General features: G+C 36.6%; 28 protein-coding genes and 2 pseudogenes. 16 read left to right on the forward strand and 14 right to left on the reverse strand.

What is annotated here, in order from left to right:
- The 3 genes and pseudogenes from DN394_RS04760 to murC form a co-directional block, all read left to right on the forward strand.
- Positions 1 to 2,412, forward strand: a pseudogene (locus tag DN394_RS04760) (DNA translocase FtsK); the annotation flags it as partial.
- A 61-nt stretch (positions 2,413 to 2,473) separates the two neighbouring features.
- Positions 2,474 to 3,592: a nicotinate phosphoribosyltransferase gene (locus DN394_RS04765; RefSeq protein ID WP_000658380.1), complete on the forward strand. Its 1,119-nt coding sequence runs from the start codon at positions 2,474 to 2,476 to the stop codon at positions 3,590 to 3,592.
- 253 nt (positions 3,593 to 3,845) lie between these two features.
- Positions 3,846 to 5,156: a UDP-N-acetylmuramate--L-alanine ligase gene (murC, locus tag DN394_RS04770; RefSeq protein WP_046956163.1), complete on the forward strand. Its 1,311-nt coding sequence runs from the start codon at positions 3,846 to 3,848 to the stop codon at positions 5,154 to 5,156.
- A 54-nt stretch (positions 5,157 to 5,210) separates the two neighbouring features.
- Here the strand turns inward: murC and DN394_RS04775 are convergent, their stop codons facing one another.
- Both DN394_RS04775 and DN394_RS04780 read right to left on the reverse strand, forming a co-directional pair.
- Positions 5,211 to 5,873, reverse strand: a complete 663-nt coding sequence (locus DN394_RS04775; RefSeq protein WP_149293654.1) for an HAAS signaling domain-containing protein — start codon at positions 5,871 to 5,873, stop codon at positions 5,211 to 5,213.
- Complete coding sequence (locus DN394_RS04780) at positions 5,870 to 6,214, reverse strand: PadR family transcriptional regulator (RefSeq protein ID WP_046958704.1); 345 nt, start codon at positions 6,212 to 6,214, stop codon at positions 5,870 to 5,872. Before DN394_RS04780 ends, DN394_RS04775 begins: the two co-directional genes overlap by 4 nt.
- Before the next feature lie 141 nt (positions 6,215 to 6,355).
- Here DN394_RS04780 and DN394_RS04785 point away from each other — a divergent pair, with 141 nt between their 5' ends.
- From DN394_RS04785 to DN394_RS04795, 3 genes are all read left to right on the forward strand, one after another.
- Positions 6,356 to 6,904 carry a GNAT family N-acetyltransferase gene (locus tag DN394_RS04785; protein WP_060486601.1) on the forward strand — a complete coding sequence of 183 codons (549 nt, stop codon included), beginning with the start codon at positions 6,356 to 6,358 and terminating at the stop codon, positions 6,902 to 6,904.
- Positions 6,901 to 7,392: a GNAT family N-acetyltransferase gene (locus DN394_RS04790; protein ID WP_097916472.1), complete on the forward strand. Its 492-nt coding sequence runs from the start codon at positions 6,901 to 6,903 to the stop codon at positions 7,390 to 7,392. The genes DN394_RS04785 and DN394_RS04790 overlap by 4 nt, the downstream gene beginning before the upstream one ends.
- A 75-nt stretch (positions 7,393 to 7,467) precedes the next feature.
- Positions 7,468 to 7,872: a PH domain-containing protein gene (locus DN394_RS04795; RefSeq protein ID WP_149293655.1), complete on the forward strand. Its 405-nt coding sequence runs from the start codon at positions 7,468 to 7,470 to the stop codon at positions 7,870 to 7,872.
- A 36-nt stretch (positions 7,873 to 7,908) separates the two neighbouring features.
- Here the strand turns inward: DN394_RS04795 and DN394_RS04800 are convergent, their stop codons facing one another.
- Positions 7,909 to 9,024 carry an aminopeptidase gene (locus DN394_RS04800; protein ID WP_000654737.1) on the reverse strand — a complete coding sequence of 372 codons (1,116 nt, stop codon included), beginning with the start codon at positions 9,022 to 9,024 and terminating at the stop codon, positions 7,909 to 7,911.
- 187 nt (positions 9,025 to 9,211) lie between these two features.
- On the opposite strand from DN394_RS04800, the gene DN394_RS04805 reads away from it, so the two are divergent.
- The 5 genes and pseudogenes from DN394_RS04805 (at position 9,212) to ccpA (ending at position 12,801) form a co-directional block, all read left to right on the forward strand.
- Positions 9,212 to 9,724: a DUF948 domain-containing protein gene (locus DN394_RS04805; RefSeq protein WP_075311343.1), complete on the forward strand. Its 513-nt coding sequence runs from the start codon at positions 9,212 to 9,214 to the stop codon at positions 9,722 to 9,724.
- Positions 9,724 to 10,050, forward strand: a complete 327-nt coding sequence (gene ytxJ / locus DN394_RS04810) for a bacillithiol system redox-active protein YtxJ (RefSeq protein WP_046956174.1) — start codon at positions 9,724 to 9,726, stop codon at positions 10,048 to 10,050. The genes DN394_RS04805 and ytxJ overlap by 1 nt, the downstream gene beginning before the upstream one ends.
- 117 nt (positions 10,051 to 10,167) lie before the next feature.
- Positions 10,168 to 11,184, forward strand: coding sequence for a CamS family sex pheromone protein (locus tag DN394_RS04815; protein WP_046958706.1), 1,017 nt, complete (start codon positions 10,168 to 10,170; stop codon positions 11,182 to 11,184).
- Positions 11,185 to 11,235: 51 nt separating this feature from the next.
- Positions 11,236 to 11,343: pseudogene (locus DN394_RS04820) on the forward strand (bifunctional 3-deoxy-7-phosphoheptulonate synthase/chorismate mutase); the annotation flags it as partial.
- A 459-nt stretch (positions 11,344 to 11,802) separates the two neighbouring features.
- Positions 11,803 to 12,801, forward strand: coding sequence for a catabolite control protein A (ccpA, locus tag DN394_RS04835; RefSeq protein WP_001103309.1), 999 nt, complete (start codon positions 11,803 to 11,805; stop codon positions 12,799 to 12,801).
- A gap of 34 nt (positions 12,802 to 12,835) precedes the next feature.
- Here the strand turns inward: ccpA and DN394_RS04840 are convergent, their stop codons facing one another.
- From DN394_RS04840 to dhp61, 3 genes are all read right to left on the reverse strand, one after another.
- A complete protein-coding gene (locus tag DN394_RS04840; protein ID WP_141498642.1) occupies positions 12,836 to 13,198 on the reverse strand; it encodes a DUF4288 domain-containing protein in 363 nt (120 codons plus the stop codon).
- A gap of 1 nt (position 13,199) precedes the next feature.
- Positions 13,200 to 13,436 carry a DUF3949 domain-containing protein gene (locus tag DN394_RS04845; RefSeq protein WP_098092726.1) on the reverse strand — a complete coding sequence of 79 codons (237 nt, stop codon included), beginning with the start codon at positions 13,434 to 13,436 and terminating at the stop codon, positions 13,200 to 13,202.
- An 81-nt stretch (positions 13,437 to 13,517) separates the two neighbouring features.
- Entirely contained in the window at positions 13,518 to 13,814 is a 297-nt protein-coding gene (gene dhp61, locus DN394_RS04850) for a protein Dhp61 (RefSeq protein ID WP_097916479.1), read from the reverse strand.
- Positions 13,815 to 13,963: 149 nt separating this feature from the next.
- On the opposite strand from dhp61, the gene DN394_RS04855 reads away from it, so the two are divergent.
- A complete protein-coding gene (locus DN394_RS04855) occupies positions 13,964 to 14,236 on the forward strand; it encodes a DUF3917 domain-containing protein (RefSeq protein WP_000636592.1) in 273 nt (90 codons plus the stop codon).
- A 48-nt stretch (positions 14,237 to 14,284) separates the two neighbouring features.
- On the opposite strand, the gene mscL is transcribed toward DN394_RS04855, so the two are convergent.
- From mscL to DN394_RS04870, 3 genes are all read right to left on the reverse strand, one after another.
- Entirely contained in the window at positions 14,285 to 14,683 is a 399-nt protein-coding gene (mscL, locus tag DN394_RS04860; RefSeq protein ID WP_000267021.1) for a large conductance mechanosensitive channel protein MscL, read from the reverse strand.
- A gap of 128 nt (positions 14,684 to 14,811) precedes the next feature.
- Positions 14,812 to 15,738 (reverse strand): Gfo/Idh/MocA family protein, encoded by a 927-nt coding sequence (locus tag DN394_RS04865; RefSeq protein ID WP_097916481.1) that lies wholly within the window; start codon positions 15,736 to 15,738, stop codon positions 14,812 to 14,814.
- Positions 15,739 to 15,817: 79 nt separating this feature from the next.
- Positions 15,818 to 16,498, reverse strand: a complete 681-nt coding sequence (locus DN394_RS04870) for an ankyrin repeat domain-containing protein (protein WP_149293656.1) — start codon at positions 16,496 to 16,498, stop codon at positions 15,818 to 15,820.
- 149 nt (positions 16,499 to 16,647) lie between these two features.
- On the opposite strand from DN394_RS04870, the gene DN394_RS04875 reads away from it, so the two are divergent.
- From DN394_RS04875 to DN394_RS04885, 3 genes are all read left to right on the forward strand, one after another.
- Complete coding sequence (locus DN394_RS04875; RefSeq protein ID WP_098084280.1) at positions 16,648 to 18,102, forward strand: sensor histidine kinase; 1,455 nt, start codon at positions 16,648 to 16,650, stop codon at positions 18,100 to 18,102.
- Between the two features lies 1 nt (position 18,103).
- The gene (locus tag DN394_RS04880; protein WP_046958837.1) at positions 18,104 to 18,793 is read left to right on the forward strand and encodes a response regulator transcription factor; all 690 of its coding nucleotides are present in this window, start codon (positions 18,104 to 18,106) and stop codon (positions 18,791 to 18,793) included.
- 113 nt (positions 18,794 to 18,906) lie between these two features.
- Positions 18,907 to 19,173 (forward strand): hypothetical protein, encoded by a 267-nt coding sequence (locus tag DN394_RS04885; RefSeq protein WP_149293657.1) that lies wholly within the window; start codon positions 18,907 to 18,909, stop codon positions 19,171 to 19,173.
- 92 nt (positions 19,174 to 19,265) lie between these two features.
- On the opposite strand, the gene DN394_RS04890 is transcribed toward DN394_RS04885, so the two are convergent.
- From DN394_RS04890 to acuA, 5 genes are all read right to left on the reverse strand, one after another.
- The gene (locus tag DN394_RS04890; protein ID WP_000660174.1) at positions 19,266 to 19,679 is read right to left on the reverse strand and encodes a VOC family protein; all 414 of its coding nucleotides are present in this window, start codon (positions 19,677 to 19,679) and stop codon (positions 19,266 to 19,268) included.
- A 56-nt stretch (positions 19,680 to 19,735) separates the two neighbouring features.
- A complete protein-coding gene (locus DN394_RS04895; protein WP_098092719.1) occupies positions 19,736 to 20,599 on the reverse strand; it encodes an alpha/beta fold hydrolase in 864 nt (287 codons plus the stop codon).
- A 122-nt stretch (positions 20,600 to 20,721) separates the two neighbouring features.
- The gene (gene acuC / locus DN394_RS04900) at positions 20,722 to 21,888 is read right to left on the reverse strand and encodes an acetoin utilization protein AcuC (protein ID WP_000092828.1); all 1,167 of its coding nucleotides are present in this window, start codon (positions 21,886 to 21,888) and stop codon (positions 20,722 to 20,724) included.
- On the reverse strand, positions 21,885 to 22,529 hold the full coding sequence (locus tag DN394_RS04905) for an acetoin utilization AcuB family protein (RefSeq protein ID WP_000634566.1): 645 nt from the start codon (positions 22,527 to 22,529) through the stop codon (positions 21,885 to 21,887). Before DN394_RS04905 ends, acuC begins: the two co-directional genes overlap by 4 nt.
- Before the next feature lie 17 nt (positions 22,530 to 22,546).
- Positions 22,547 to 23,179 carry an acetoin utilization protein acetyltransferase AcuA gene (gene acuA, locus DN394_RS04910; protein WP_149293658.1) on the reverse strand — a complete coding sequence of 211 codons (633 nt, stop codon included), beginning with the start codon at positions 23,177 to 23,179 and terminating at the stop codon, positions 22,547 to 22,549.
- 176 nt (positions 23,180 to 23,355) lie between these two features.
- Between acuA and acsA the strand changes: the two genes are divergently transcribed.
- Positions 23,356 to 25,074, forward strand: coding sequence for an acetate--CoA ligase (gene acsA / locus DN394_RS04915; RefSeq protein WP_016130337.1), 1,719 nt, complete (start codon positions 23,356 to 23,358; stop codon positions 25,072 to 25,074).
- The last annotated feature ends 33 nt before the right edge of the window (positions 25,075 to 25,107 follow it).

A 25,107-nucleotide genomic window follows, 5' to 3' on the forward strand; every position in this document is an offset into this window, starting at 1 on the left:
AATTGCAGAAACAGAAGAGTCAGAAGAAGTGGAAGTAATTGCAGAAACAGAAGAGCTAGAAGAAGTGGAAGTAATTGCGGAAGCAGAAGAGTTAGAAAAAGTGGAAGTAATTACGGAAACGGAAGCACCAGAAGAAGCAGAACCTGTAGACTTGAGGAAACACAGCAAGAAATGGTTGTAAATGAAGCAATTGAACAAACGAATGAATTCATACATGTTGCAGAGGCTGAAGAACAAGCGAAGAAAGATGTTCAAAGCTTTGCGGATGTTTTAATTGCAGAAGAACAACGAGTTGTAGAAGAAGCACCGATTGCGGAAGAGCAACGAGTTGTAGAGGAAGCACGGATTGCAGAAGAACGACAAGTTGTAGAGGAAACACGGGTCTCAGAAGAGCAACCAATTGTACAAAAAGAAGAACCAAAACGTCAGAAAAAGCGCCATGTCCCATTTAATGTTGTTATGTTGAAACAAGACAGAACGCGATTAATGGAAAGACATGCGGCTAGAGTAAATGCAATGCAACCTTCTATGAGTGAACGAGTAGAGAATAAGCCTGTCCAACAAGCAGAAGAAACACCAGTGCCACAAGTGGAAGAAAAGCCAATGCAGCAAGTAGTAGTGGAACCACAAGTGGAAGAGAAACCAATGCAGCAAGTAGTGGTAGAATCACGAGTGGAAGAGAAACCAATGCAACAAGTGGCAGTAGAACCACAAGTGGAAGAGAAACTAATGCAACAAGTGGCAGTAGAACCACAAGTGGAAGAGAAACCAATACAGCAAGTAGTGGTAGAATCACGAGTGAAAGAGAAACCAATGCAGCAAGTAGTGGTAGAATCACGAGTGGAAGAACAACCAGTGCAACAAGAGGTAGTAGAACCACAAGTGGAAGAGCAAGTACAAAAGCCAACTTCAAATACGGAAGTACAAGAGAAAGCATATGTTGTAAATCAAAGAGAGAACGATATGCGAAATGTATTGCAAACACCACCGACATATGCAATTCCGCCATTAACATTGTTGTCAATTCCGCAGCAGGCAGCGTTAGATAATACGGAATGGTTGGATGAACAGAAAGAATTATTAGATACAACATTTAATAATTTCCACGTTGGTGCACATGTTATTAACGTATCACAAGGTCCAGCGGTAACTCGTTTTGAAGTACAGCCAGACCCAGGTGTGAAAGTAAATAAAATTACAAACTTAAGTGATGATATTAAACTGAGTTTAGCAGCGAAAGATATTCGTATTGAAGCACCGATTCCAGGGAAGAGTGCAATTGGAATCGAAGTTCCAAATAAAGAAAGTAAGCCAGTATTTCTTCGTGAAATTTTAAGAAGTCCTGTGTTTACAAAGAGCGAATCACCGCTTACAGTTGCGCTAGGACTTGATATTTCAGGCGATCCAATTGTAACGGATATTCGAAAAATGCCACATGGACTTATTGCGGGTGCCACGGGTTCTGGTAAAAGTGTGTGCATTAACGCAATTTTAACGAGCATTTTATATAAAGCGAAACCGCATGAAGTGAAGTTAATGTTAATCGATCCGAAGATGGTTGAGCTTGCACCATACAATTCTGTTCCACATCTTGTAGCACCTGTTATTACGGATGTAAAAGCAGCGACAGCTGCATTAAAGTGGGCGGTTGAAGAAATGGAGCGTCGTTATGAATTGTTTGCGCACGCTGGTGCTCGTGATTTAACTCGTTATAATACGATTGTAAGTGGGCGAGAAATTCCAGGAGAGACATTACCTTATATCGTTATTGTCATTGACGAGTTAGCCGATTTAATGATGGTAGCACCTGGTGATGTTGAGGAAGCGATTTGTCGTATTGCGCAAAAAGCACGTGCTTGTGGTATTCATTTATTAGTAGCAACGCAGCGTCCGTCTGTAGATGTTATTACAGGTTTAATTAAGTCAAACATTCCAACGCGTATTGCGTTTACTGTATCATCTCAAGTTGATTCGCGTACGATTATTGATATTGGAGGCGCGGAGAAATTACTTGGCCGTGGTGATATGCTATTTTTAGGAAACGGTACGTCTAAACCAGTTCGTGTACAAGGTGTATATGTATCGGATGATGAGATTGAGAAAACAGTTGATCATGTGAGAAAGCAAATGAAGCCGAATTACTTATTTAAGCAAGAGGATTTATTAGCGAAAACAGAACAAGCTGAGTCGGAAGACGAATTGTTTTTTGATGCATGTCAATTTGTTGTAGAACAAGGGGGAGCGTCCACATCTTCTGTACAGCGAAAATTCCGCATCGGTTATAATCGCGCGGCACGTCTCATTGAAGAGATGGAATCGCAAGGGATTATTTCTGAAGGAAGAGGAACGAAACCGAGAGATGTCCTTATTTCTGAGGATGAATTCGCTGCTATGCAGGAAACAAATGTATAGTAAACGGTTTTGCTGTATACTAATAGAAAATGTTGGATAGTAAAGTAGGGAGTAAAGCGACATGAAAGAAATTGAATTAAAATTAAAAGGTGAAATAAATAGACTAACAAATAGAACATTTAAATTTGACGAACGTGTTGGAGAAGGTTGGTTCTCTGCCGTTTACTTTTTAAAGACTAGAGAAATCATTGAAGAATTTCGCCCGAAAAGTGTTGTGACGATGCAATTTTTCCAAAAGGAAAATGCAGTTCTTTGCGGAACAGATGAAGTGATTGCGTTGCTACAAACATTCGCCAAAAATCCTGAGGAACTTGAGATTAACTCTTTAAAAGATGGCGATAATATTAGTCCGTTTGAAACAGTGTTAACAATTCATGGTCCTTATGAAAATTTCGGATTTTTAGAAGGTGTCATTGATGGGATTTTAGCCCGTCGTACATCAGTTGCGACAAACGTATATAACGTTGTCCAAGCTGCGCGTAGCGTAGATAAAGAAAAACCAGTTATTTTCATGGGAGATCGTGACGATCATTATACGCAACAAGCTGGTGACGGTTATGCAGCATACATCGGAGGTATGAGCGCACAAGCGACGCATGCGATGAATGAATGGTGGGGCAGAAGTGGTATGGGGACAATGCCTCACGCATTAATTCAAATGTTTAATGGTGATGTTGTGGAAGCGGCAAAAGCATATCATAAGAAATTCCCAGAAGATGAATTAGTTGTATTAATTGATTACAACAATGATGTCATTACAGATGCACTTCGCGTAGCGCGTGAATTTGGATCAACATTAAAAGGTGTACGTGTAGATACATCGCGCACGATGATTGATCAATACTTCATTCGCCACCCAGAAGTACTTGGAACATTCGATCCACGTGGTGTAAACCCGTCGCTTGTATTCGCACTTCGTAAAGCACTTGATGAAGAAGGATTCCAGCATGTAGACATCGTTGTAACTGGTGGATTTGATGAGAAGCGTATTCGTGAATTTGAAGCTCAAAACGTACCTGTTGATATATACGGAGTAGGAAGTAGCTTATTAAAAATGAATATTGGCTTTACTGGTGATAACGTAGAATTAAATGGAAAACCAGAAGCGAAAGCTGGTCGTAAATATCGTCCAAACCCACGTCTAGAGCGTGTTCAATTAGAAAAAAGAGAAGATATGTAAAAGAGAGAAAAACTGATAGGTGATTGACCCTATCAGTTTTTCTGTTATCATAGTATAGCGGCTTCTTTTTTGCTATAATGGATTTGTTATGGACATAAAAAAGAAGTACGTACGAGTTTATCCTGATAAGTGAAGGGAAAGAATAACTTCACTACATCAAAAATGTATGATGATTACCAAAATAAGAAAAGATTCATATACTGTCTTATAGATAGGCCGTTGTATTAGTTCGAAATGTTGGAGGTTCTTTAAGATGACAGTTTACCATTTTGTAGGAATTAAAGGAACAGGAATGAGTTCATTAGCTCAAATTCTTCATGACATGAAGCATACTGTTCAAGGGTCTGATTATGAAAAGCGTTTCTTTACACAAACAGCGTTGGAAAAGCGTAATATCTCGATCCTTCCTTTTGATAAAAATAATGTAAAAGAAGGACAAGTGATTATTGCAGGAAATGCATTTCCTGATACGCATGAAGAAATCGTAGTAGCAAAAGAATTAAACATCCCAGTACATCGTTACCATCACTTCTTAGGTGACCTTATGAACCAATACACAAGTGTTGCTGTAACTGGAGCACATGGAAAAACATCAACAACTGGTTTGTTAGCCCATGTAATGCAAGGTGCACATCCTACATCTTACCTCATTGGAGATGGAACAGGGCATGGGGTAGAAAATAGTAAGTATTTTGTATTTGAAGCTTGTGAGTATCGTCGTCATTTCTTGTCTTACAATCCAGACTATGCAATTATGACAAACATTGATTTTGATCATCCAGATTATTTCTCAGATATCAACGATGTATTCAATGCATTCCAAGAGATGGCATTGCAAGTGAAAAAAGGTATTATTGCATGTGGAGATGATGAAGAACTTCAAAAAATTCAAGCGAAAGTACCTGTTATTTTCTATGGATTTGGAGAAGATAATGATTTCCAAGCACGTAACATTCAAAAGAGAACAGATGGTACTATTTTCGATGTATTCGTTCGTAATACGTACTATGACACGTTCAAAATTACAGGATACGGCAACCACAGCGTATTAAATGCATTAGCAGTAATCGCGCTTTGCCATTATGAAAACGTTGATGTAGAAGCAGTGAAGCATCAATTAACAACTTTTGAAGGCGTAAAACGTCGCTTTAATGAAAAGCCAATGGGGGAGCAAGTTATCATCGATGACTACGCACACCATCCGACAGAAATTAATGCAACGATTGAAGCAGCTCGTCAAAAACATCCAGAGCGTGAAGTGGTCGCTGTATTCCAGCCACATACATTCTCACGTACAGAAAAGTTCTTAGATGAGTTCGCTGAAAGCTTAAGCAAAGCTGACCAAGTATACTTATGTGATATTTTCGGATCAGCACGCGAAAACAAAGGTGAATTAACAATCGAAGATCTGCAAAAGCGTATTGACGGTGCAGAACTAATTACAGATACAACAACGGATGTATTAAAGAAACATAAAAACGGCGTTCTAATTTTCATGGGCGCAGGAGACATCCAAAAATTCGAAGCAGCTTACGTAAAAGAAGTTCAAGTTGCAGAGAAGTAATAGAAAAGACGCATAGCCGTGGCTGTGCGTCTTTTTTGTTGTGTTCGATATATTTTAAAAAGCGTTGATATGTTGGTATTGTTTATTCTTTTTGTAGAGTTGTTTTAGTAAAACGATATATAGTGAACTAACAAGTACATATCCAATTAAATAATAGAATGAAAACATATCGAATTGTTTTGTTATTATAATTCGAATCGCGAAAAATGCAAATGGAAGTGCGATTAAAAGCCTTGAGCTAATGGAAATTATTGTTTTAAAGTATTTTAATAAGTCTGTATTCCAATGATTTTCTCTACAGATAAACCAAATGTTGCTTGCAATAAAAGCTAGTACAAATGGTAAATTAGCTGAAATATTGATGAAACCTAATACGATAGGAACTGATAGAGCGCCAAGTGGACCGATAGATAGGCCGGAATAATATTTAATAAATGTATTTGTAGATTGCTGTGTATTTTGAATAACGTCTGTATATTCTACTGTAATTTCCTGTGCTAATTCTTTTGGAGGAAGAAATTCTTCAATCACTTGTGAAGGGATGATTTCTAATGGTATCCCTTCACTTTCTTTACTTAATGCATTTTCGTATAAATCGGATTTGATTTCTAGTACATGTTGTTCTCTTGCTGATGTAGGTAAGTTCGTTAAACCTTTATGAAGATCGTGTAAGAAAGAAGCTATGAGTTCATTTGAAAAGAATTGTTCTTTGTTCATTTTTTATCCTCTCCTTTAGCTAGTAACATTAGAGCATGATACACTGCATCATAATCATGTAAGCGACTATTTAAAATTTCTCTCCCTTCGTCTGTAATTCGATAGTATTTTCTTTTTGGGCCATCACCGGACTCTTCCCAATAGGAAACAGCCAAATTGTTTTTCGTGATTCGATTTAATATAGGGTAAATCGAACCGTTCGGGATATGAAACACAGGGATATCTTGTAAGGCACTTGTAATTTCGTATCCGTACATAGGTTGTTTACTTATTAAAGACAAAATAGCGAGATCAAAGACACCTTTACGTAATTGAATTATAAAATTATCATTTTTTTCCATACTTTAACTATATATGATTCATATCTAGATATCAATCATATATAGTTGTTATTCTTATATAAAACCGAAAAAAGTGCGAATATTTAACATTTTATACCTAGAAATGTTAGAATAATAAGAAAAAAAAGGGGACGAAAAAACATGTTCACACTCCGAGTAGACGACGAAATCGAATTACAGTTATTAGAGAAGCATCATAAAGAGGAACTATATCAATTAATAGACCAAAACCGTAATCATTTACGAAGATGGCTTCCTTGGGTAGATGGGATGAAATCTGCTGGTGCGTATGATGAAATTTGTCCGATGTGGTTAAAGAAGTTTGCAGAGGGAGACGGTTTTGAAAGTGGTATACGTTACAAAGGAAAGCTCGTTGGGATGGTAGGTATTCATCCAGTAAGTTGGGGGAAGAAAGCGGCCAGTCTCGGATATTACCTGGCAGAAGATGCTGGTGGGACAGGTATTATGACGCGTAGCGTGAAAGCTGTACTTCACTATGCATTTGAAAATTTAAAATTAAATAAAATAGAAATTAGATGCGGTGTTGAAAATGTGAAAAGCCGCGCTATTCCAGAGCGTTTAGGTTTTAAGTTAGATGGTATTTTAAGAGATGATGAATGGCTATATGATCATTTTCACGATATCGCTGTATATAGTTTACTAGCTTCAGAGTGGAAGGAGATTCGATGAACGAGAAGATACGCATTATTCCGTATGAAAGTACGTTTCAAGATGAAGTAGTAGATCTTATCGTTCATATTCAGCAAAAAGAGTACAATGTCCCCATTACGAAAGAAGAGCAGCCAGACCTGCTTGAAATAGAAACATTTTATCAAAGGAATCATGGAAACTTTTGGGTAGCAACTTATGATGATAAAGTAGTTGGAACAGTAGCTTTATTAGATATTGAGAATCAGCAAGTAGCGTTAAGAAAAATGTTCGTAAAAAAAGAATTTCGCGGAAAAGAGTGGGGGGCATCATATAAGTTGCTCCAAACAGCAATTTCGTGGGCTGAGAATAAAAAGCTGAAAGATATTTACTTAGGAACGACAGTGAAATTTTTAGCGGCCCATCGCTTTTATGAAAAGAATGGTTTTGAAAGTGTGAGTATAGATGAGTTGCCGAAAAACTTTCCAGTGTTACAGGTAGATAAGAAATTTTATAGGTACATTGTGTAAAAGGTCATTCAGAAATGGCCTTTTTTTATGACTAAAATGGAAAAAGTGGTATAATTTAGGCTAGGGGGTGCGTGTATGAACATTCCGATTCAAAGAAGTAAATCGGTAGTAATTTTCGTTTGTCTCACGTTAGCTTTTATGTTTGTATATCCACTTGTCATGATTGTCACAAATAAAGAGCAGTGGATGTCAGCGTTAATTGGAATGGGTTTATGTTTCCTTGTAAATGTACCACTCGTTTGGGAAGTATTTATTAAAAAACATAAAGTAGAAAATGGTGTATTAAAGTACGGTATTTTAAATGATGATATCGTATTAAAAGATATAAGGATTATTCGTCAAGTTGGGAAATCGCTTGAAATTACGACGAATGCATATAAAGTACATATGGTTGCGATGCCGCAACATATGGAGCAGTTTTTATCGCTTGTAGAAAAAGAGAATCCACATGTGAAAATAGAAATGGTAGGTAATAAATGAAAAACGCTCGGAGAAAATTCCGAGCGTTTTTATTTATTATTTTAAGTTCTCTGGATTTAAAGCTTCTAGTTCAGATACAACGAAGCGTCCGTCTTTACGGATTAGTACGTCGTCGAAGTAAATTTCGCCGCCGCCGTATTCAGGGCGTTGGATGCATACTAGATCCCAGTGAATGTTCGAGTTGTTACCGTTCCATGCATCGTCGTAAGCTTGTCCAGGAGTGAAGTGGAAGCTGCCATCGATTTTTTCATCGAATAGAATGTCTCCCATTGGATGTAAGATGTATGGGTTTACGCCGATTGCGAACTCACCAACGAAGCGTGCGCCTTCGTCTGTATCGAAGATTTTGTTAATGCGCTCCGTATCGTTTGCAGTTGCTTCAACGATTTGGCCGTTCTCAAATTTAAGTTGTACATTTTCAAATGTATAACCGTTGTAAGGAGATGGTGTGTTGTAAGAAACTGTACCGTTAACAGAATCGCGAACTGGTGCAGAGTATACTTCACCGTCTGGAATGTTTAAATGACCTGAGCATTTAATAGCTGGAATGTCTTTAATAGAGAATGTTAAATCAGTTCCAGGACCAGTTAGGCGAACTTTATCTGTTTTATTCATTAATGTAACAAGGCTATCCATCGCCTTATCCATTTTACCGTAGTCTAAGTTACAAACTTCGAAGTAGAAGTCTTCGAAAGCTTCTGTGCTCATTTTAGCAAGCTGCGCCATAGAAGCATTTGGGTAGCGAAGAACAACCCAGCGCGTTTTCGGAACGCGGATGTCTCTATGAACTTTCTTACCAACTGTTTGACCGTGAATTTGCATTCTTTCACTTGGCACGTCAGCTTGTTCGTTAATGTTATCGCCAGAGCGAAGACCGATATAAGCGTCCATATCTTTCATTACGCTTGCTTCATATGCAGCGATTTGTTCAAAATGTTCTTCAGTAGCACCCATTAATAAAGAGCGATCTACTTGATGATCTTTTAAAGAAACGAATGGGAAACCACCAGCTGCATATGCTTCTTTTACAAGTGCAGTTACAAGTTCTTTTTGTAAGCCAAAGTTTTCAATTAATACTTTTTCGCCTTTTTGTAAGCGGATAGAGTAGTTAATTAAATTGTATGCTAACTTTTCAATGCGTGGATCTTTCATATGTAAAGCCTCCCTACTAATTATGTATCCTCTCCTATTGTAACCTACTTAGTGGAATTTGTTGAATCATTTATGTTAAAGTTAACGAATAAGTATGAAAATTCTAATGAAAAAATAGGGATTAGAACGAAACGGAAAATGATTGTATAATAGGGGAAAGTATGAAAAAGATAAAGGAAGTGATGAAATGCAAGTTCTTTTATATGTAAGTGCGGCTATTATCGCGGTTGCTTTCGCTGTATTAGTAGTATATGTATGCAGAACGTTGTTATCGGTTCAAAAGACGTTAGAAAACGTTGCAAGCACGTTAGAAGGTTTAGAAAAGCAAATGCAAGGGATTAGCGTAGAGACGGAGCAATTATTACATAAAACAAATGCGTTAGCTGATGACATTCAACAGAAGTCACAATCATTAAATAAAGTAGTATCGGGTGTAGATGGAATTGGAACGACAATCCATTCTTTAAATACGAAACTTCGTAATGTATCAGAGTCTGTTACGGACGAAATTGAAAACAATGCAGATAAAGTAGCGCAAGTTGTACAGTGGAGTAGCGCGGCAATTGAAGTATACAATCATTATCGTACGACAAGACAAGAGAAAAAGGTTGAAAAAGAAGAGCGTAAATTAGAAAGACTTGAGAAAAAAGCTGAAAAGAAAGAAAAGCGCTCTAGACTTCGCATGAGAGGTGAATCGTGATGAATATGACAAAAATTGAAGCAATTGAAGAGCTTGAAGTATTAGTAGAAAAAAACGAGCCTTATGTTCTTTTTAAACATAGTACGACATGCCCGATCAGTCATGGTGCATATACAGAATTTCAAGCGTATTGTAGTGAAGAAAGAGCAGTACCAGCGTATTACTTATACGTACAAGATGCGAGAGATGTTTCGAATCGTGTTGCAGAACAGTACAGCATTAAACATGAATCTCCGCAAGTGTTATACATAAAAGATGGGATGGTAGTATGGAATACGTCTCATTGGAACATTAAAAAAGACGCTTTAGAAGAGAATATTAAGTAAAAAGAAGCAAGCTAAAGGTGCTTGCTTCTTTTTTTTGTTTTTGTTGAAATATATTTAATGGTACACTGTTAATAGTTCAAATTAAATAACTAGATTGTTGAAAGTAGGTTTTAAGTAATGAAGAAAATGGCATTATCCTTCGCGGTCGTAAGTTTATTACTGGGAGCTTGTAGTAATAATACGATTAGTAAGAAGGATGAAGTTATACAGAAGGATACGAAAGAAAAAAGCATGATTCCGAGAACTGCTGTTTCGAAAGATTATTATAGAACTGTAATTCCTTTAAAAGAACAAAAGGTTATAAATACAGCTAATATAAAAACAAATTCTAAATTAGATTTAGCAGAGTATGAAAATGGTTTAATGAATATTGCAGCGCAGCAATTTGATACAGAAAATCATGTACTACAATTAAATCAGTATATTCCGGAGAAGTTAGTTGATGAACTAGTCGCAAAAGTAGAAGCACCAGTTCTGACAAATATTATAGAACAAGACTATTTCGGGAAACAGAATTCAAACGAACTAAGTTTATCTGGTGTTATGATCGGTTTAGCTATGTCTTCAAGTGTATCGAATGAAGAAGCTATGTCTAAGGGTACTGAAATTGCCAAGCAACTTATTGAAGCGATTAATAAAAATGACAAGTATAATAAGTCTCCAATTACGTTTGCTATCTTTAAGCAAGAGAGTACAAGTTCTTTAAAAAATGGTACGTATATTGCTAGTGCTACTGTTCAAAAGAATGATACGAACCTTGGAAATTGGAGTACGATTGATGAACAAGCGTTTTCATACCCTTCTGATGAATTTAAACAAGCACATGGAGAAGATAATACACAAATAACTGAATTTGCTAAGGCAATGAAAGATTTTTCTCCGGCAGATTTTATCCCAGTCAATGCTAAAATTTCTTATAAGAAAAACCAGATGGATACATTAAATATGAATATCGTTATTAAATATAATGGTAAAACAGAATTAATGGCACTTACCCAAATGGCTGCTCAAAGTATGTTAGACAAATTACCTAAAGATGCAAAAGTACAATTGCAGATAAAGTCCGAGAGTAAAATCGAGGCAATTATTATAAAAGAGAAAAATAGCGAAAAACCGTTTGTTTCCTTCTTATAAAAAAAGACAGTGTTTAAACTGTCTTTTTTTATTGTAAGTGAAAAGGTACGATGGGAAGGAGCGCCGCGTAATACGCTTCCTATATCCGCTGCGCCGATTTTAAAGAAAGCAACACATTTACCTGTCGTTGCCGATGTAACGCATTCTACAGGGCGCCGCACACCTCCAGATCCAGCGCATCAAATGACTACCATTGTCGTTTTCTGTCGGTAAGTCGATATATTTAAAAAATCGCTGATATAATTGGAGTTGTGGTCGATATATTTGGAAAATCGCTCATATATTTCGAGTTGTGATCGATATATTCGAAAAATCGCCGATATAAATTTCATTTACTATCGTACTGCTTAAAATAGGGTCTTTACTTATGAAATATCTATTTTTTTACAAAAAATGCCCTTTTTTTCATAAAAAATACGAAAATACGAGAAAAGAAGCGAATTTTTTCGAAACTTTTGCGGGAAAATATTGTATGAGCCTGCGTTTTTATCGTATCATTAGTAAAAGGAAGAACTCGGGACGATTGGTGGCATCTGCAAATAGAGTTGATGTCTTTTTTTCATTCAAGTAACCGATACATAAAAATAGATAACAAAAATAGAAGGAGTGTGCGATGAGATGAACGTAACAATTTATGATGTAGCGCGTGAAGCAAACGTTTCAATGGCTACCGTATCACGCGTTGTGAACGGTAATCCAAATGTAAAGCCTACAACAAGAAAGAAAGTATTAGAAGCAATTGATCGTTTAGGGTACCGCCCAAATGCGGTAGCACGTGGACTAGCAAGTAAGAAGACAACTACAGTAGGTGTTATTATTCCTGATATCTCAAATACGTTTTATGCAGAACTTGCTCGTGGAATTGAAGATATCGCAACAATGTACAAATATAACATCATTTTAAGTAACTCTGACCAAAACAAAGAGAAAGAGTTCCATTTATTAAATACGATGCTTGGAAAACAAGTGGACGGAATTGTTTTCATGGGTGAAGATATTACAGACATTCACATTGAAGAATTCAAAAAGTCGCCAGTACCAATCGTATTAGCAGCGTCATTTGATGAGCAAAATGAAACGCCATCAGTAAATATTGATTATACACAAGCAGCTTACGACGCAATGAAGCACTTTATTGAGCAAGGACATACGCGTATCGGCTTCGTCTCTGGTCCTTTCATTAATAAAGCGGGAAGCGCGAAGAAGTTACAAGGTTATAAAAAAGCTTTAGAAGAAGCAGGTATTTCATATGATGAAAATCTTATAATCGATGGAGATTACACATATGATTCAGGTATCGAAGCATTCGAAAAGCTTTGGAGCAGTGATGAAAAGCCAACAGCAATCTTCGTATCTTCTGACGAAATGGCACTAGGTGTAATCCATGCAGCACAAGACGCTGGATTAAACGTACCAACTGATGTAGAAGTACTTGGTTTCGATAATACACGCCTTGCATTAATGGTTCGTCCGCAACTTTCAACAGTTGTACAACCGATGTATGATATCGGTGCAGTAGCAATGCGTCTATTAACAAAGTATATGAACAAAGAAAAAGTGGAAGATCACACTGTTATCTTACCTCACCGCATCCAATTTAGAGATTCAACGAAGTAAGTATAAAAAAGCTCACAGCGATTGCTGTGAGCTTTTATTCGTATTCAGGATAGTATGTTTTAACTACTGTATCTACCGTTTCATTTTTTTTAACGTGTAAAAACCTTGCGTATAGTTCTTTTCCAGTTTCAAATGGTGTATCGTCTAATTCAAACACATGCAACACTTTTCGAAAAGTCCATGTCACTTGCTCATCGTACATATTATTGTATGTATCTTTAGATTGTATAGCGATTTTTTCACCTAATTCGTGAGCTCCCTCTATACTGTTTGCCTTAACAAGAATAATACTTTCTTCAAAAAGTGTATCGTGATTCTCTTCATAATGCTCATCAATTTTCGTAGGATCAGGCTCACCAGAATGAACAGATTCAAACAATAATTTTACAGCGTACATATTATGCTGCATGTTTCACCTTATAAATAATACTTGCGACAAGCGAAGCAGGTATTGTAAATACGTTACTTTGATAATGATAGTGTATTTGGGATTCTTCATAAGACATGTTGTCGTATAGTTCGGTTTGTAACCTGTTCATTTTTTTTTGTTTTGTCTTGAGCATCTTAATATAGTTATACTGTATTGGGACGAGAATGATGAAATAGGCTAATACGATTAGTGAAATCCAAATCATTATGAACACTCCCTTATAAAGAATATTTGTATATGATAATTATATCAATTAACGGAAAAAATAACCATTTTTTAGAAGGGATTAATTCTCTTTCCAAAATGAAAAAAGTTCTTCAGGACTTCGTAAAGTATGTTCCAGGCATGTTTGTGCAGTGTGTTTAAAGCTTTGTATGAAATGCCCTAACCTAGAAGAATCATAGTGCTTTGCTTTTCCATCTACAATCGTTTCATCTTTTTCTAAGTTAAGTGATATTTTTAGCAAAGTTATATTTGTTTCTAGTTGTACAACTTCCATGTAAAAAAACTTTTTGTCTAAGTCAATTGTAATATAATCATATCGCTCTACTTGTTTAAAGTATCCTACAATATCATCTTCCAATTGAAATCCTCCCTAGTATATAGCTTATCTGGAAGACTTCTCTATAGATTGTATGATTCCTTGTTATATGTCACATAAGTGCAAATTCAACTATTATAGGGCAATGTGATGTATAATAGAAAGAAAAGGCTTGTGAGGGGGGAGAAGAGATGATCGTTCTTTGGATAATTACGCTTTGTATGACTGCTATTTTTGCATATATGACGTTAAAACAAAATGGCTTAAAGCGATTTGTTCCAGGAAGTATTCTTGCAGGAATTGCCCTTATCACGTATGTAATTTCTATTTTTATTGAAAGTGTATCAGTGGACATGAGCACAAGTTTAATGTTCATGGGTATTACACTATTTGCAGGTAGTATTATGGTACTTATGGTTGCAGGTATTATTTTATTTATTCATATGAATTCGGAAACGTTATAGCATATAGAAAAGGCATGTCCCGAGGGGCATGCCTTTTTATCCGTTCAATTATGCTCTATCTTTAGAAGAATTTTGTTGTTTTAATAAGTCGCGAATTTCGCTAAGAAGAACTTCTTCTTTTGTTGGTTCTGGAATTTCTTCTGTCTTTTCAGCTTCTCTTTTTAAAGTCATTTTGTTAAAGACTTTAACGAAAATGAAGATTGCAAATGCAACGATTAGGAAGTCGAAAATGGTTTGGATAAAGTTACCATATTTAACAGAGGCCTCGCCGACTGTAAATTTTAATCCTGTGAAGTTAATTCCTCCCATTAATAAACCAATTAATGGTGTAATGATATCTTTTACTAAAGAACTAACGATTTTACCGAATGCAGCACCGATTACAACCCCGACAGCTAGATCAATTACGTTTCCCTTTAAAGCGAACTTTTTAAACTCGTTCCACATGTGTTAATCCCATCCTTTCCACGATTCAATATGAAATTTATAATTCCTATCAACATATTCTATAGAAATTTGCGAGAGAAATAAAGAGGAAATGGGAATGAAAGTAAATTCTGAAAAATGTATCCGTTTTAATTTTTGTTTACATTCTCCAGTAGAGATTGCAGCAGTTGCTGCGTTTTTAATCCTTCTAATCCATCTACAACAGGCTTTGTATCTCCGTGTACACATTCGATAAAATGATGAACAGCGTCTTCAAAACCGCGCTGTTTTAACGTCGTATCCCATGATGGAGAACCGCTTTGTGAAACAGAGTTTTCCTGCTCAACTTCAAATGTGTTCATATTTTTTACACGAATGATTTTCCCTGTCGTTACAAGTTCAATTTGTTCTAAATTTGTACCGGCATGGCGATGCATTGCGGTAGAAAGTAACAGTCCACTTGGCGTTGTATATGTGTGATGTCCGTAAAGAAGTTCATTCTTTTCATTTATTTGCATCATATTATGAACGACGTTAAGATCATCATTAGCTAACCAGCGAGCAGTATCTACAATATGTAAGTAATCATCTAACATAGTGAAGTCGTACGTATATGGCCCCACTTTATTTGTGCGGTGCTTTTCAATTCGAATCCATGAAATATTATGAGCTTGCTCTTTTGCAGCAACATACATAGGAACGAATCGGCGATTAAATCCGACCATTAACTTTCGGTTATACTTTTCGCTCAACTCGACTAGTTTCTCAGCTTGTTCCACTGTAGCTGCTAGCGGCTTATCAACATAAACGTCGATTCCTTTTTTCAGAAGTTCAGAAACGATTTCATAATGTGTAGCAGTTGAACTATGGACGAAGATTGCATCGCATTCCGAAGCTAACGTTTCAATAGAATGAAAGTCTTGAATGCGGTATTGCTGGCAAACTTGTTTTCTTTTCTCCGCGTTAGGTGTAAACGCCCCTACAAAATTCCAATCTGTTTCTTTTGTAAGTGTTGGAAGATAGGCTTTTTGTGCGATACTTCCAAGTCCAATCATCCCAATTTTAGGTTTGCTCATGTTTATTCCCACCCTATTAATATTGATGTAACGGGTTAAATGTAGCATAGGGTGGGAGAGGAAGGCAAAAAATAGCTTTTTACTTACGTCCCTCTAACAAAATCTTCTCTATCTCTTCAAAGTTATGAGCGCGAGCATGCTCTAACGGGGTAACACCATCGTTGTCTGGAATATTTACATCTGCACCGTGTTCAATAAGAACCTGAATGACTTGTTGTTGTGTTTCGTTTCCATTACTTAGTACGATGGCTTCCATTAAAGCGGTCCACCCGAGATTATTTACATGGTTAACATCAATAGTTGTTCGCGTAAGGAGTTCTTTAATAACATCAATATAGCCATGTTCTGAGGCGGGGATAAGAGCTGTTCCGCCGTAACGATTTGTAAGCGAGGGATCTGCGCCGGCATCAATTGTTAGTTTTAAAATATCCAAGTAACCTTCTGCACCGGCGTATAGAAAGGGATTGTTTTTCATATCATCTTGTATATTTACGTCAGCACCTGCTTCAATAAGCGCTTTGGCGGTTTTTACATCATTTTTGTATGTAGCAATCATAAGAGGGGTACGTCCTTTATTGTCTGTTATATTTATGTCAGCCCCTTTTTTGAGTAACGATATAACAGTATTCGTCTCTTGTTTCTCAGTAGCTGTTAGTAGCGCTGTCTCCATGTTTGTCATCTCCTTTTTAACTTCTTGTTCTTGCGAGCATCCTTGCAAAAAAATTACGCAACATATCATGCTTACTGTTTTTTTGAACATGGAATTTCAACCTCCTCATTTCAACTGTAAAAGAAGAACATTAAATTTTTATAAACTTACGCTAAAATTACTATAAAATCGCTTGAGTATTTGAACATATATTTTTATGCTTATGAATAACATGGTTTGTTAAAGTGAGGATGTAACATATGTCTATTAAAACAAGATTTTTATTCTCTTATATTGCTGTTATTCTCGTTTCCATTACGCTCATATTAGTCGCGGGATTTTTAATTGTTTTTTCCATAACAGGAGACTTGGAATCAGTGAAAAATTTCTATAAAAGTTCCTATATTCAAAAGCCGCTTACGCCAGAAGAAGAGAATACGTATATTGAATTGAAATTAGCGGCAAAGAAACATCAATCTCAACTATTAGATGAATCGTTCGTTTCATCACTTGAAAAAGAAGGGGTGAAAATAGTTGTAAGAAAGGGAGAAAACATTTCATATGCTTCAAACGTATTTGAAAGTGTATCTTTAAAAGAAGCTCTTCCAAAATTTGAATCAGCAAATATTAATAGTCGTGGTACAACGGAATTAGGCGATACATTTTATCGATATGTAAAGTTTGATTTTTATTTTCCTCAGGAAGAAGAGGGGAGTATATTTGTATTAAAGAAGCAAAGTTCATTTGTAGATCTCACACAAAAGTTATTTCCGATTTTGTTTGTATCGCTTTTACTATTAGCTATTTTACTTATTGGATTATTAAGTTACCTCGTCTCAAGAAGTGTGATAAAACCAATCTTCGTATTGAAAGATGCGACTGAGAAAATTAAAGAAGGAAATTTAGATTTTCAAATACCAGTTACATCGCACGATGAAATAGGGCAATTGAATCAAGGGTTTGAGGAAATGAGAAAGAAATTAAAAGAATCGATAGAGATGCAAACGCAGTATGAAGAAAATCGAAAAGAGCTCATTTCAAACATCTCTCACGATTTAAAAACACCGATTACATCTATTATCGGATATGTAGAAGGAATAAAAGACGGAGTAGCAAATACGCCAGAAAAAATGGATAAGTACTTAACGACTATTCATACGAAAGCAAGACATATGGATACACTCATTGATGAATTATTTTTATTCTCAAAGCTCGATTTGAATCGAGTTCCCTTTCAGTTTGAAACGGCTGAATTAAATATGTTTATGCAAGAATTAATAGAAGAGATGCAGATGGATTTAAGTAAAGAAGGTATAGAAGTTAACTTACAATTACACCCATCACCACTATATGTAACGGCTGATTGCGAAAAGATAAATAGAGTGATATCAAATTTAATTCATAATAGTGTGAAATACATGGATAAAGAAGAGAAGAAAATTACTGTAACAGTATCGATTGATGACAATAAGGTGATTGTGAAAGTAATGGACAACGGATCAGGTATCGAATCGGATACACTTCCCTACATTTTTGAACGTTTTTATCGTGCAGAGCAATCGCGAAATTCTAGCACAGGTGGAAGTGGACTTGGCTTAGCGATAGTAAAACAAATTGTTGAAGGACATGGCGGGGATATTTGGGCGGAAAGCGAGCTTGGGAAAGGCACAAGCATTTTCTTCTCATTGGAAAAAGTAGAGAAATGTGGTGAGTAAATTGAAAAGAATTTTACTAATAGAAGATGAAGTAAGCATTGCAGAATTACAGCGAGATTATTTAGAAATTAATGATTTTCAAGTTGATGTGGAACATTCAGGAGAAACAGGTTTACAAATGGCCCTGCAAGAAGACTACAATTTAATTATTTTAGATATTATGCTTCCGAAAATGAATGGTTTTGAAATTTGTAAACAAATACGTGCTATAAAAGACATTCCAATTTTACTTGTTTCAGCAAAGAAGGAAGATATAGATAAAATTCGCGGACTCGGTTTAGGAGCAGATGATTATATAACGAAACCGTTTAGCCCGAGTGAATTAGTCGCAAGGGTAAAAGCTCATATTTCTCGTTATGAAAGATTATCAGGAAATGTGAGTAAGCAACGTGATACGTTATACATTCACGGAATTTCTATTGATCAACGAGCGAGAAAAGTTTTTATAAACAATGAAGAAATCGCGTTTACAACGAAAGAATTTGATTTATTAACATTCTTTGTAACGCATCCAAACCAAGTATTAAATAAAGAACAGTTATTTGAACGTATTTGGGGATTAGACTCAGCTGGCGATTTAGCGACTGTCGTTGTTCACATTAGAAAGCTACGTGAAAAAATTGAAAGAGATCCTGCTCACCCGCAATATATTGAAACCGTGTGGGGAGCTGGTTATCGCTTTAACGTGTAATGTACCTGCCAAGTAATTGGTAGGTTTTTTATGTTATTAGAACGAAAAGGGAATAATAGGTAATTCATGTTAAAATATAAAGAGAGATAAAACATAGGAGAGCATGAGAGGGCGTGCTACATAACAAGGCTTTAAAGATTGGAACCAATATCATACTTATCTTATTAATTATCGGTGCAATAAAAATGTTTTATGATGAAGATTCTACGAATGATCATTTCGGTGGGTTATTTATGATGGTCTTTTTTGGAATTAAAATAATTTCTAGTTTTATGATAAGTTTAAAAGAAGGAGATAAAAATTCAATATTCATTTATTTAGGTTTAGTGATTTTTTCTGTTCTTCTTTTAGTTGTTTCTAGTGTGAAATATTTCTTTTGAAGGTTAATATATTCATTAACGAGGCTTTAATGGAATAAGCCTCGTATCTTTCTATGTTATTTAATACTTACGTCTGATTGTAAAAAATCACTCTATATTAGGTATTTTTCTTTGAAAATAGGACTTAATTCACTCCAAACATCAAATTTATTCCCATCTAAATCATAAAAAACAAAATTTTTCCCAGCATGCCCTCTGTTTTCAATCTCTCCAACTAGAATTTCCTTTTCAATAAATTCACTATGAATTGATTCTAGTACATGTAATCCGTTAACTTCGAATGTTATAGAAAAGCGTTCTTCACCGTGAAAATCAAAAAAATTTAAGGTTTGATTATCTTGGGATTTAACTAGAAAAAAGCTTTGATTTGCAAAGTTAATAATAGCTTTGTCTTCGTCTTTAAAGTTCAACTCTGCTCCCAATTTGTTTACATACCAGTTTAAAGAAAGCTCTACGTTGGTAACTGGAATATAAGTCGTTCCAACTCTTAATAATTTTTCTTTCACCCTATTTTCCTCCTTTAGCAAAACAGCACTAATAAACTTGTTCTCTCTTCCTAGACTTATTGCCTTTGTGAGTCCTTAATTTTCTTTTTAATCCCAAAAAATTTTTGGGTAATAGAAGTAAACCGACTGGCTTCTTCTAAAAAAGGATAATGGTTACTCTCCTCAAATATCACAAAGATAGAATTACGAATGCCCTCATGCATCTCAATAGAATATTGGATCGGGCACTGTACATCGTGTCTTCCGCAAATAATTAGCGTTTTTATGTTGATAGAAGGTAAGTACTTTCTTAAATCAAATGAAGGATATTCGTGAGAGAAAGCGTTCATACGGCTAGCAGACATTGTTTTTTGGATTGGTTTACTAAAATAAGAGTTATGGTTTTCGGGTTTATACAATGATAATTTTGTTCTCTTAGTAGATAGTTCTTTTCTTTCTTCACTTGTAAGGTGAGGGGTTTTTAAGTTTTCGATGAGCTGTTGCATATAATGAAACTGAGGATGTGCTGGGTGATAAATGCAAAATGGTGTTTCGGTATAATTACTTGCTGCAGCTCCGGCCACGACTAATGATTGTAAGGAATTTGGATATGTAATTGCATATAAAAGTCCAAGCATACCACCTGTTGAATGACCGGCGAAATGCCATGTTGGGAGTTGTAAAGCTTCTCGTATTGCTTCTAAGTCGTGAACTGTTTCAATCATACTTAATTCGTTTTCTACCTTGGCTTTTGCAGAGTTACCAGCATCTCGTAAATTAATGAGGAATACACGATGCGTAGCAGTGAAAACATTCGCAAAGTAATCACCAGTTTCATTAAATTGTGAATAGTGATGTGTAATGCAAAGCGGTTCGCCATTTCCTTTTGTAAAAAGTTCAAATGTGCCACGTTTCGTGTTGATTATTTGTTGTGTCCACATAATATCACGACCTTTTCTTATACGAGTTGGGCCAGTCCATTAGTAACTGAAATATATCGACTTACCAACAAAAACCGACAATAAATAAAAGGAGGCAATTAAAAAACGAGCCTCCTTTTCGTTTAGTATAAAGATTTTGTCATATTATTCCGAATAATTTCAAGGGATTTCGTTACAGTTAATGCGTTCTTTTCTTCAATTTCTGGTTTACGGGGGATCGGTTTATACATGTTGTCTGGATCTTCCCATGTGAGGGGAAGTTCTGTTTCAGCTTGTCCTTTCCAAGCGTCAATCCATTCTGGAGGGAGATAACCTGAGATGTTTTGGATGTTGTTCATTTCGAGCCAAATGAGTGCCCAAGCTCTTGGGACAACGCGCCAATGGTCATAGCCACCGCCGCCGACAGCAATCCAGCGACCTTCGCAATATTCATTAGCGATTTCGCGAGCGAGCTTCGGTATTTCACGATAAATATTCATCGTTGCGCAAAGGTGTGTAAGTGGATCGTAATAATGTGCGTCAGCGCCGTTTTGCGTTAAAATAATATCCGGTTTAAAGTATGCGGCAACTTCTTTTACGACAGTGCGATATGAATTTAAAAACGATTCGTCTTCTGTAAAGGCATCGAGTGGAACGTTAAAAGAATAACTATATCCATTACCTTGTCCGCGCTCATTTACAGCGCCAGTTCCAGGGAATAAATAACGCCCAGTTTCATGTAGTGAAATGGTGCATACGTTAGGATCGTCGTAAAAAGACCACTGTACACCATCACCGTGATGAGCATCTGTATCAATATATAAAACACGTAAACCGTATTTTTTCTGTATATATTTCATTGCGATGGAACTATCGTTATAAATACAAAAGCCAGATGCCTTGCCGCGGAAGCCGTGATGTAAGCCACCGCCTAAATTAAGTGCATGTTTTACTTTTCCGGAAAGAACAGCATCGACAGCAGTTAACGTACCGCCAACGAGTAATGCGCTTGCTTCGTGCATATTTGGAAACATCGGTGTATCTTCTGTTCCGAGTCCATATGTCATCGCAATTGATTTTTCTAACTTACCTTCTCCAGCACGTTTTACCGCATTTATGTACTCCTCTGTATGAACGTAGGCGATCTCTTCATCTGTAGCCATCCGTGGTGAGATGATTTGGGAGGGAGAGATAAAACCGCCCTTTTGTAATAAATCATACGTAAGTGTGACGCGCAGTTGGTTAAAAGGATGATCAGGGCTAAACGAATAGCCCCGAAAGTCATCCGAATAAATAAATGCGCTACTCATGCTTGCATCCCCATAATGTTCGGCCATAATACGCGGTAGCCTTCTGCTTCAAGTGCATCAATCACTTTTAGCGGATTCATCGTTTGAATGCGGAAAACGAGTACTTTATCATTCTCATCTTTTGCTGGGTAGACGAGAACGCTCACGATATTTATTTGTAAATCACTAAAAATAGCAACGACTTTTCCAAGAATACCAGGTTCGTTTTTTACTTGAATTTCAATTTGTGAACTTGGTTGATGTGCTCCTGTTAATTTCACTAACGTGTGCAGTACAGTAGATTCAGAAATGATTCCAACTAGCTTGCCAGCCTTTGTAACAGGGAGACAGCCAATTTTATTTTCAAAAAATAAAGTAGCAATTTCTTCAACGAAATCGAGAGGATGGCAAGTCATTACAGGATGTTTCATAATAAGTTCAAGTGGTTGCTTCAGCATATCGAGTGAAACTTGTTCATCTAAAATAGACGGACTTGCATCTCTTACATCCCGATCAGAAATAATGCCTACGACATGATTATTTTGATCGACAATTGGAATGTGCCGAATGCCTTTCGTGCGTATCGTTCGGATTGCTGTTTCGATTGTATCGTTTGGATGTAGTGTCACTACATCTTGATTCATAATTTCTTCTACAATCATTCCAGTTGCCCCCTTTATTAATACATAAAACGATTGTGAAAACGTAGACGATCAAATGTTTGAATAGAATCCGTATCAACACGTTTCCCGATGCGGACCATTAAACAGTTGGCAGGATGCGAACAAATTTCAGGGTCATCTGTAGCCATCCATTGTAACCCGCCAGCATTCATCATCTTTTCCATTACTTTTCGGTACTCCCAAACATTTAAGCCTGTTTGTTTTAAATCCCAGTGCCAATAATATTCAGTCGTCAATATAATGTAATCTTCCATATAATCGTCCATCATTGAAACTTCTAATAAGTTCTTTCCGACAGCGCAACCGCGGAAGGCGGGGACAACTTCAATTGCCCCGAGTTCAATTAAGTTTTCAATTTTTCCTTCTGACCATCGTTCGAGCGGATCAGGATATAAGTATGTAACATATCCAACAATCGTTTGGTCATGTCTTGCAATAATGAGACGAGCTTCTGGTAATTTAGAAATTTCGACAATTGCTTTATATTGCTGCTCGGCAGGACGAAACGCAACTAAATCTGGATGGAATTCATACATTTCTAAGTTATGTGTAGAGACAGGACCTTCAATAATTAAAGTGCCTTTCGCTGTTTTTAAGTTTCTAGCATTATATATCTTTTTATGAATCAATGTATTGCTCACCACCTTGAGGGTTTGTGAATCTATTCATATCGTACTTTATAATATATGCGATGTGAATCGAAATTTGTCATTAAAAATTTGTCTAAAAATCAACAAATATACTGAAAATTTTAAATAATATCATTATAATAGATAATAGAATACATAGGAGGGGGATGTAAAGTATGAAAGTAGAAACGCTTCCTGTCATTAAAGGAGAAAATAATTTGCCGAATTATGATGAGGCATACGCGAATTTTAACTGGGAAGAGGTTAATAAAAACTTTACTTGGAATGAAACAGGCCGAGTAAATATGGCGTATGAGGCAATTGATAAGCATGCGAAATCCGATCGTAAAAATAAAGTAGCCCTTTATTATCAAGATGGATCGCGAAAAGAGAAATATACATTTAAGGAAATGAAGGATTTTTCTAATAAAGCAGGAAACGTCCTGAAAAATTATGGCGATGTAGAAAAAGGCGATCGCGTTTTTATTTTTATGCCGCGTTCTCCAGAATTATATTTTGCCCTTCTTGGTGCAGTGAAATTAGGGGCAATCGTTGGTCCGCTATTTGAAGCATTTATGGAAGGCGCAGTTCGCGATCGTTTAGAAGATAGTGAAGCGAAGGTGTTAATTACAACGCCTGAATTGTTAGAGCGCGTACCATTAAATGATTTACCTGCTTTAAAAACAGTCTTCCTTGTTGGAGATAATGTAGAAGAAGGCGGTAAAACGGTAGCGTTCAATCCTTTATTTGAACAAGCTTCAAAAGAATTACATATCGAATGGTTAGGCCGTGAAGACGGTTTAATTCTACATTACACGTCTGGTTCTACCGGTAAGCCAAAAGGTGTGCTTCATGCGCAAAATGCAATGGTGCAGCACCATCAAACGGCGAAATGGGTATTAGATTTAAAAGAAGACGATGTATATTGGTGTACAGCTGACCCGGGCTGGGTAACTGGAACAGCTTACGGTATTTTCGCACCGTGGTTAGTTGGGGCATCAAATGTTGTTTTAGGTGGCCGCTTTAGTCCAGAAGCGTGGTATGAAGCACTGCAAGATTACGGTGTAACAGTTTGGTACAGTGCACCAACAGCGTTCCGTATGTTAATGGGAGCTGGACAAGACGCAATTAAAAAATATGATTTATCACAAGTTCGTCACGTATTAAGCGTTGGTGAACCGTTAAATCCAGAAGTAATTCGCTGGGGTATGAACGCATTTGGACTTCGTATTCATGATACGTGGTGGATGACAGAAACAGGTGGACAAGTTATTTGTAACTACCCTTGTATGGAAATCCGTCCAGGTTCAATGGGTAAACCAATTCCAGGTGTGAAAGCAGCGATTGTTGATAATGAAGGAAATGAAGTTCCTCCATACACAATGGGTAACTTAGCAATTGGTAAAGGTTGGCCAGCGATGATGCGTGGAATCTGGAATAACCAGCAAAAGTATGAATCTTACTTTATGCCGGGAGATTGGTACGTATCAGGTGACTCTGCTTATATGGATGAAGATGGATACTTCTGGTTCCAAGGGCGTATTGATGATGTAATTATGACGTCAGGTGAGCGAGTTGGTCCGTTTGAAGTAGAAAGCAAATTAATCGAGCATGCTGCTGTTGCAGAGGCTGGTGTAATTGGTATTCCTGATCCAGTGCGCGGAGAAATCATTAAAGCATTTATCGCGCTTCGAGCAGGATACGAACCATCTGATGAATTAAAAGAAGAGATTCGTCAATTTGTAAAGAAAGGCCTAGCAGCTCATGCAGCGCCAAGACAAATTGAATTTAGAGATAAATTACCGAAAACGAGAAGTGGTAAAATTATGCGCCGTGTATTAAAAGCGTGGGAGTTAAACTTACCGACAGGTGACTTATCAACGATGGAAGATTAAGAGAGGAAGGTCTGAACGAAATAACGTTCAGAC

It is taken from the genome of Bacillus sp. BB081 (assembly GCF_008368895.1).
GTDB lineage: Bacteria > Bacillota > Bacilli > Bacillales > Bacillaceae_G > Bacillus_A > Bacillus_A wiedmannii.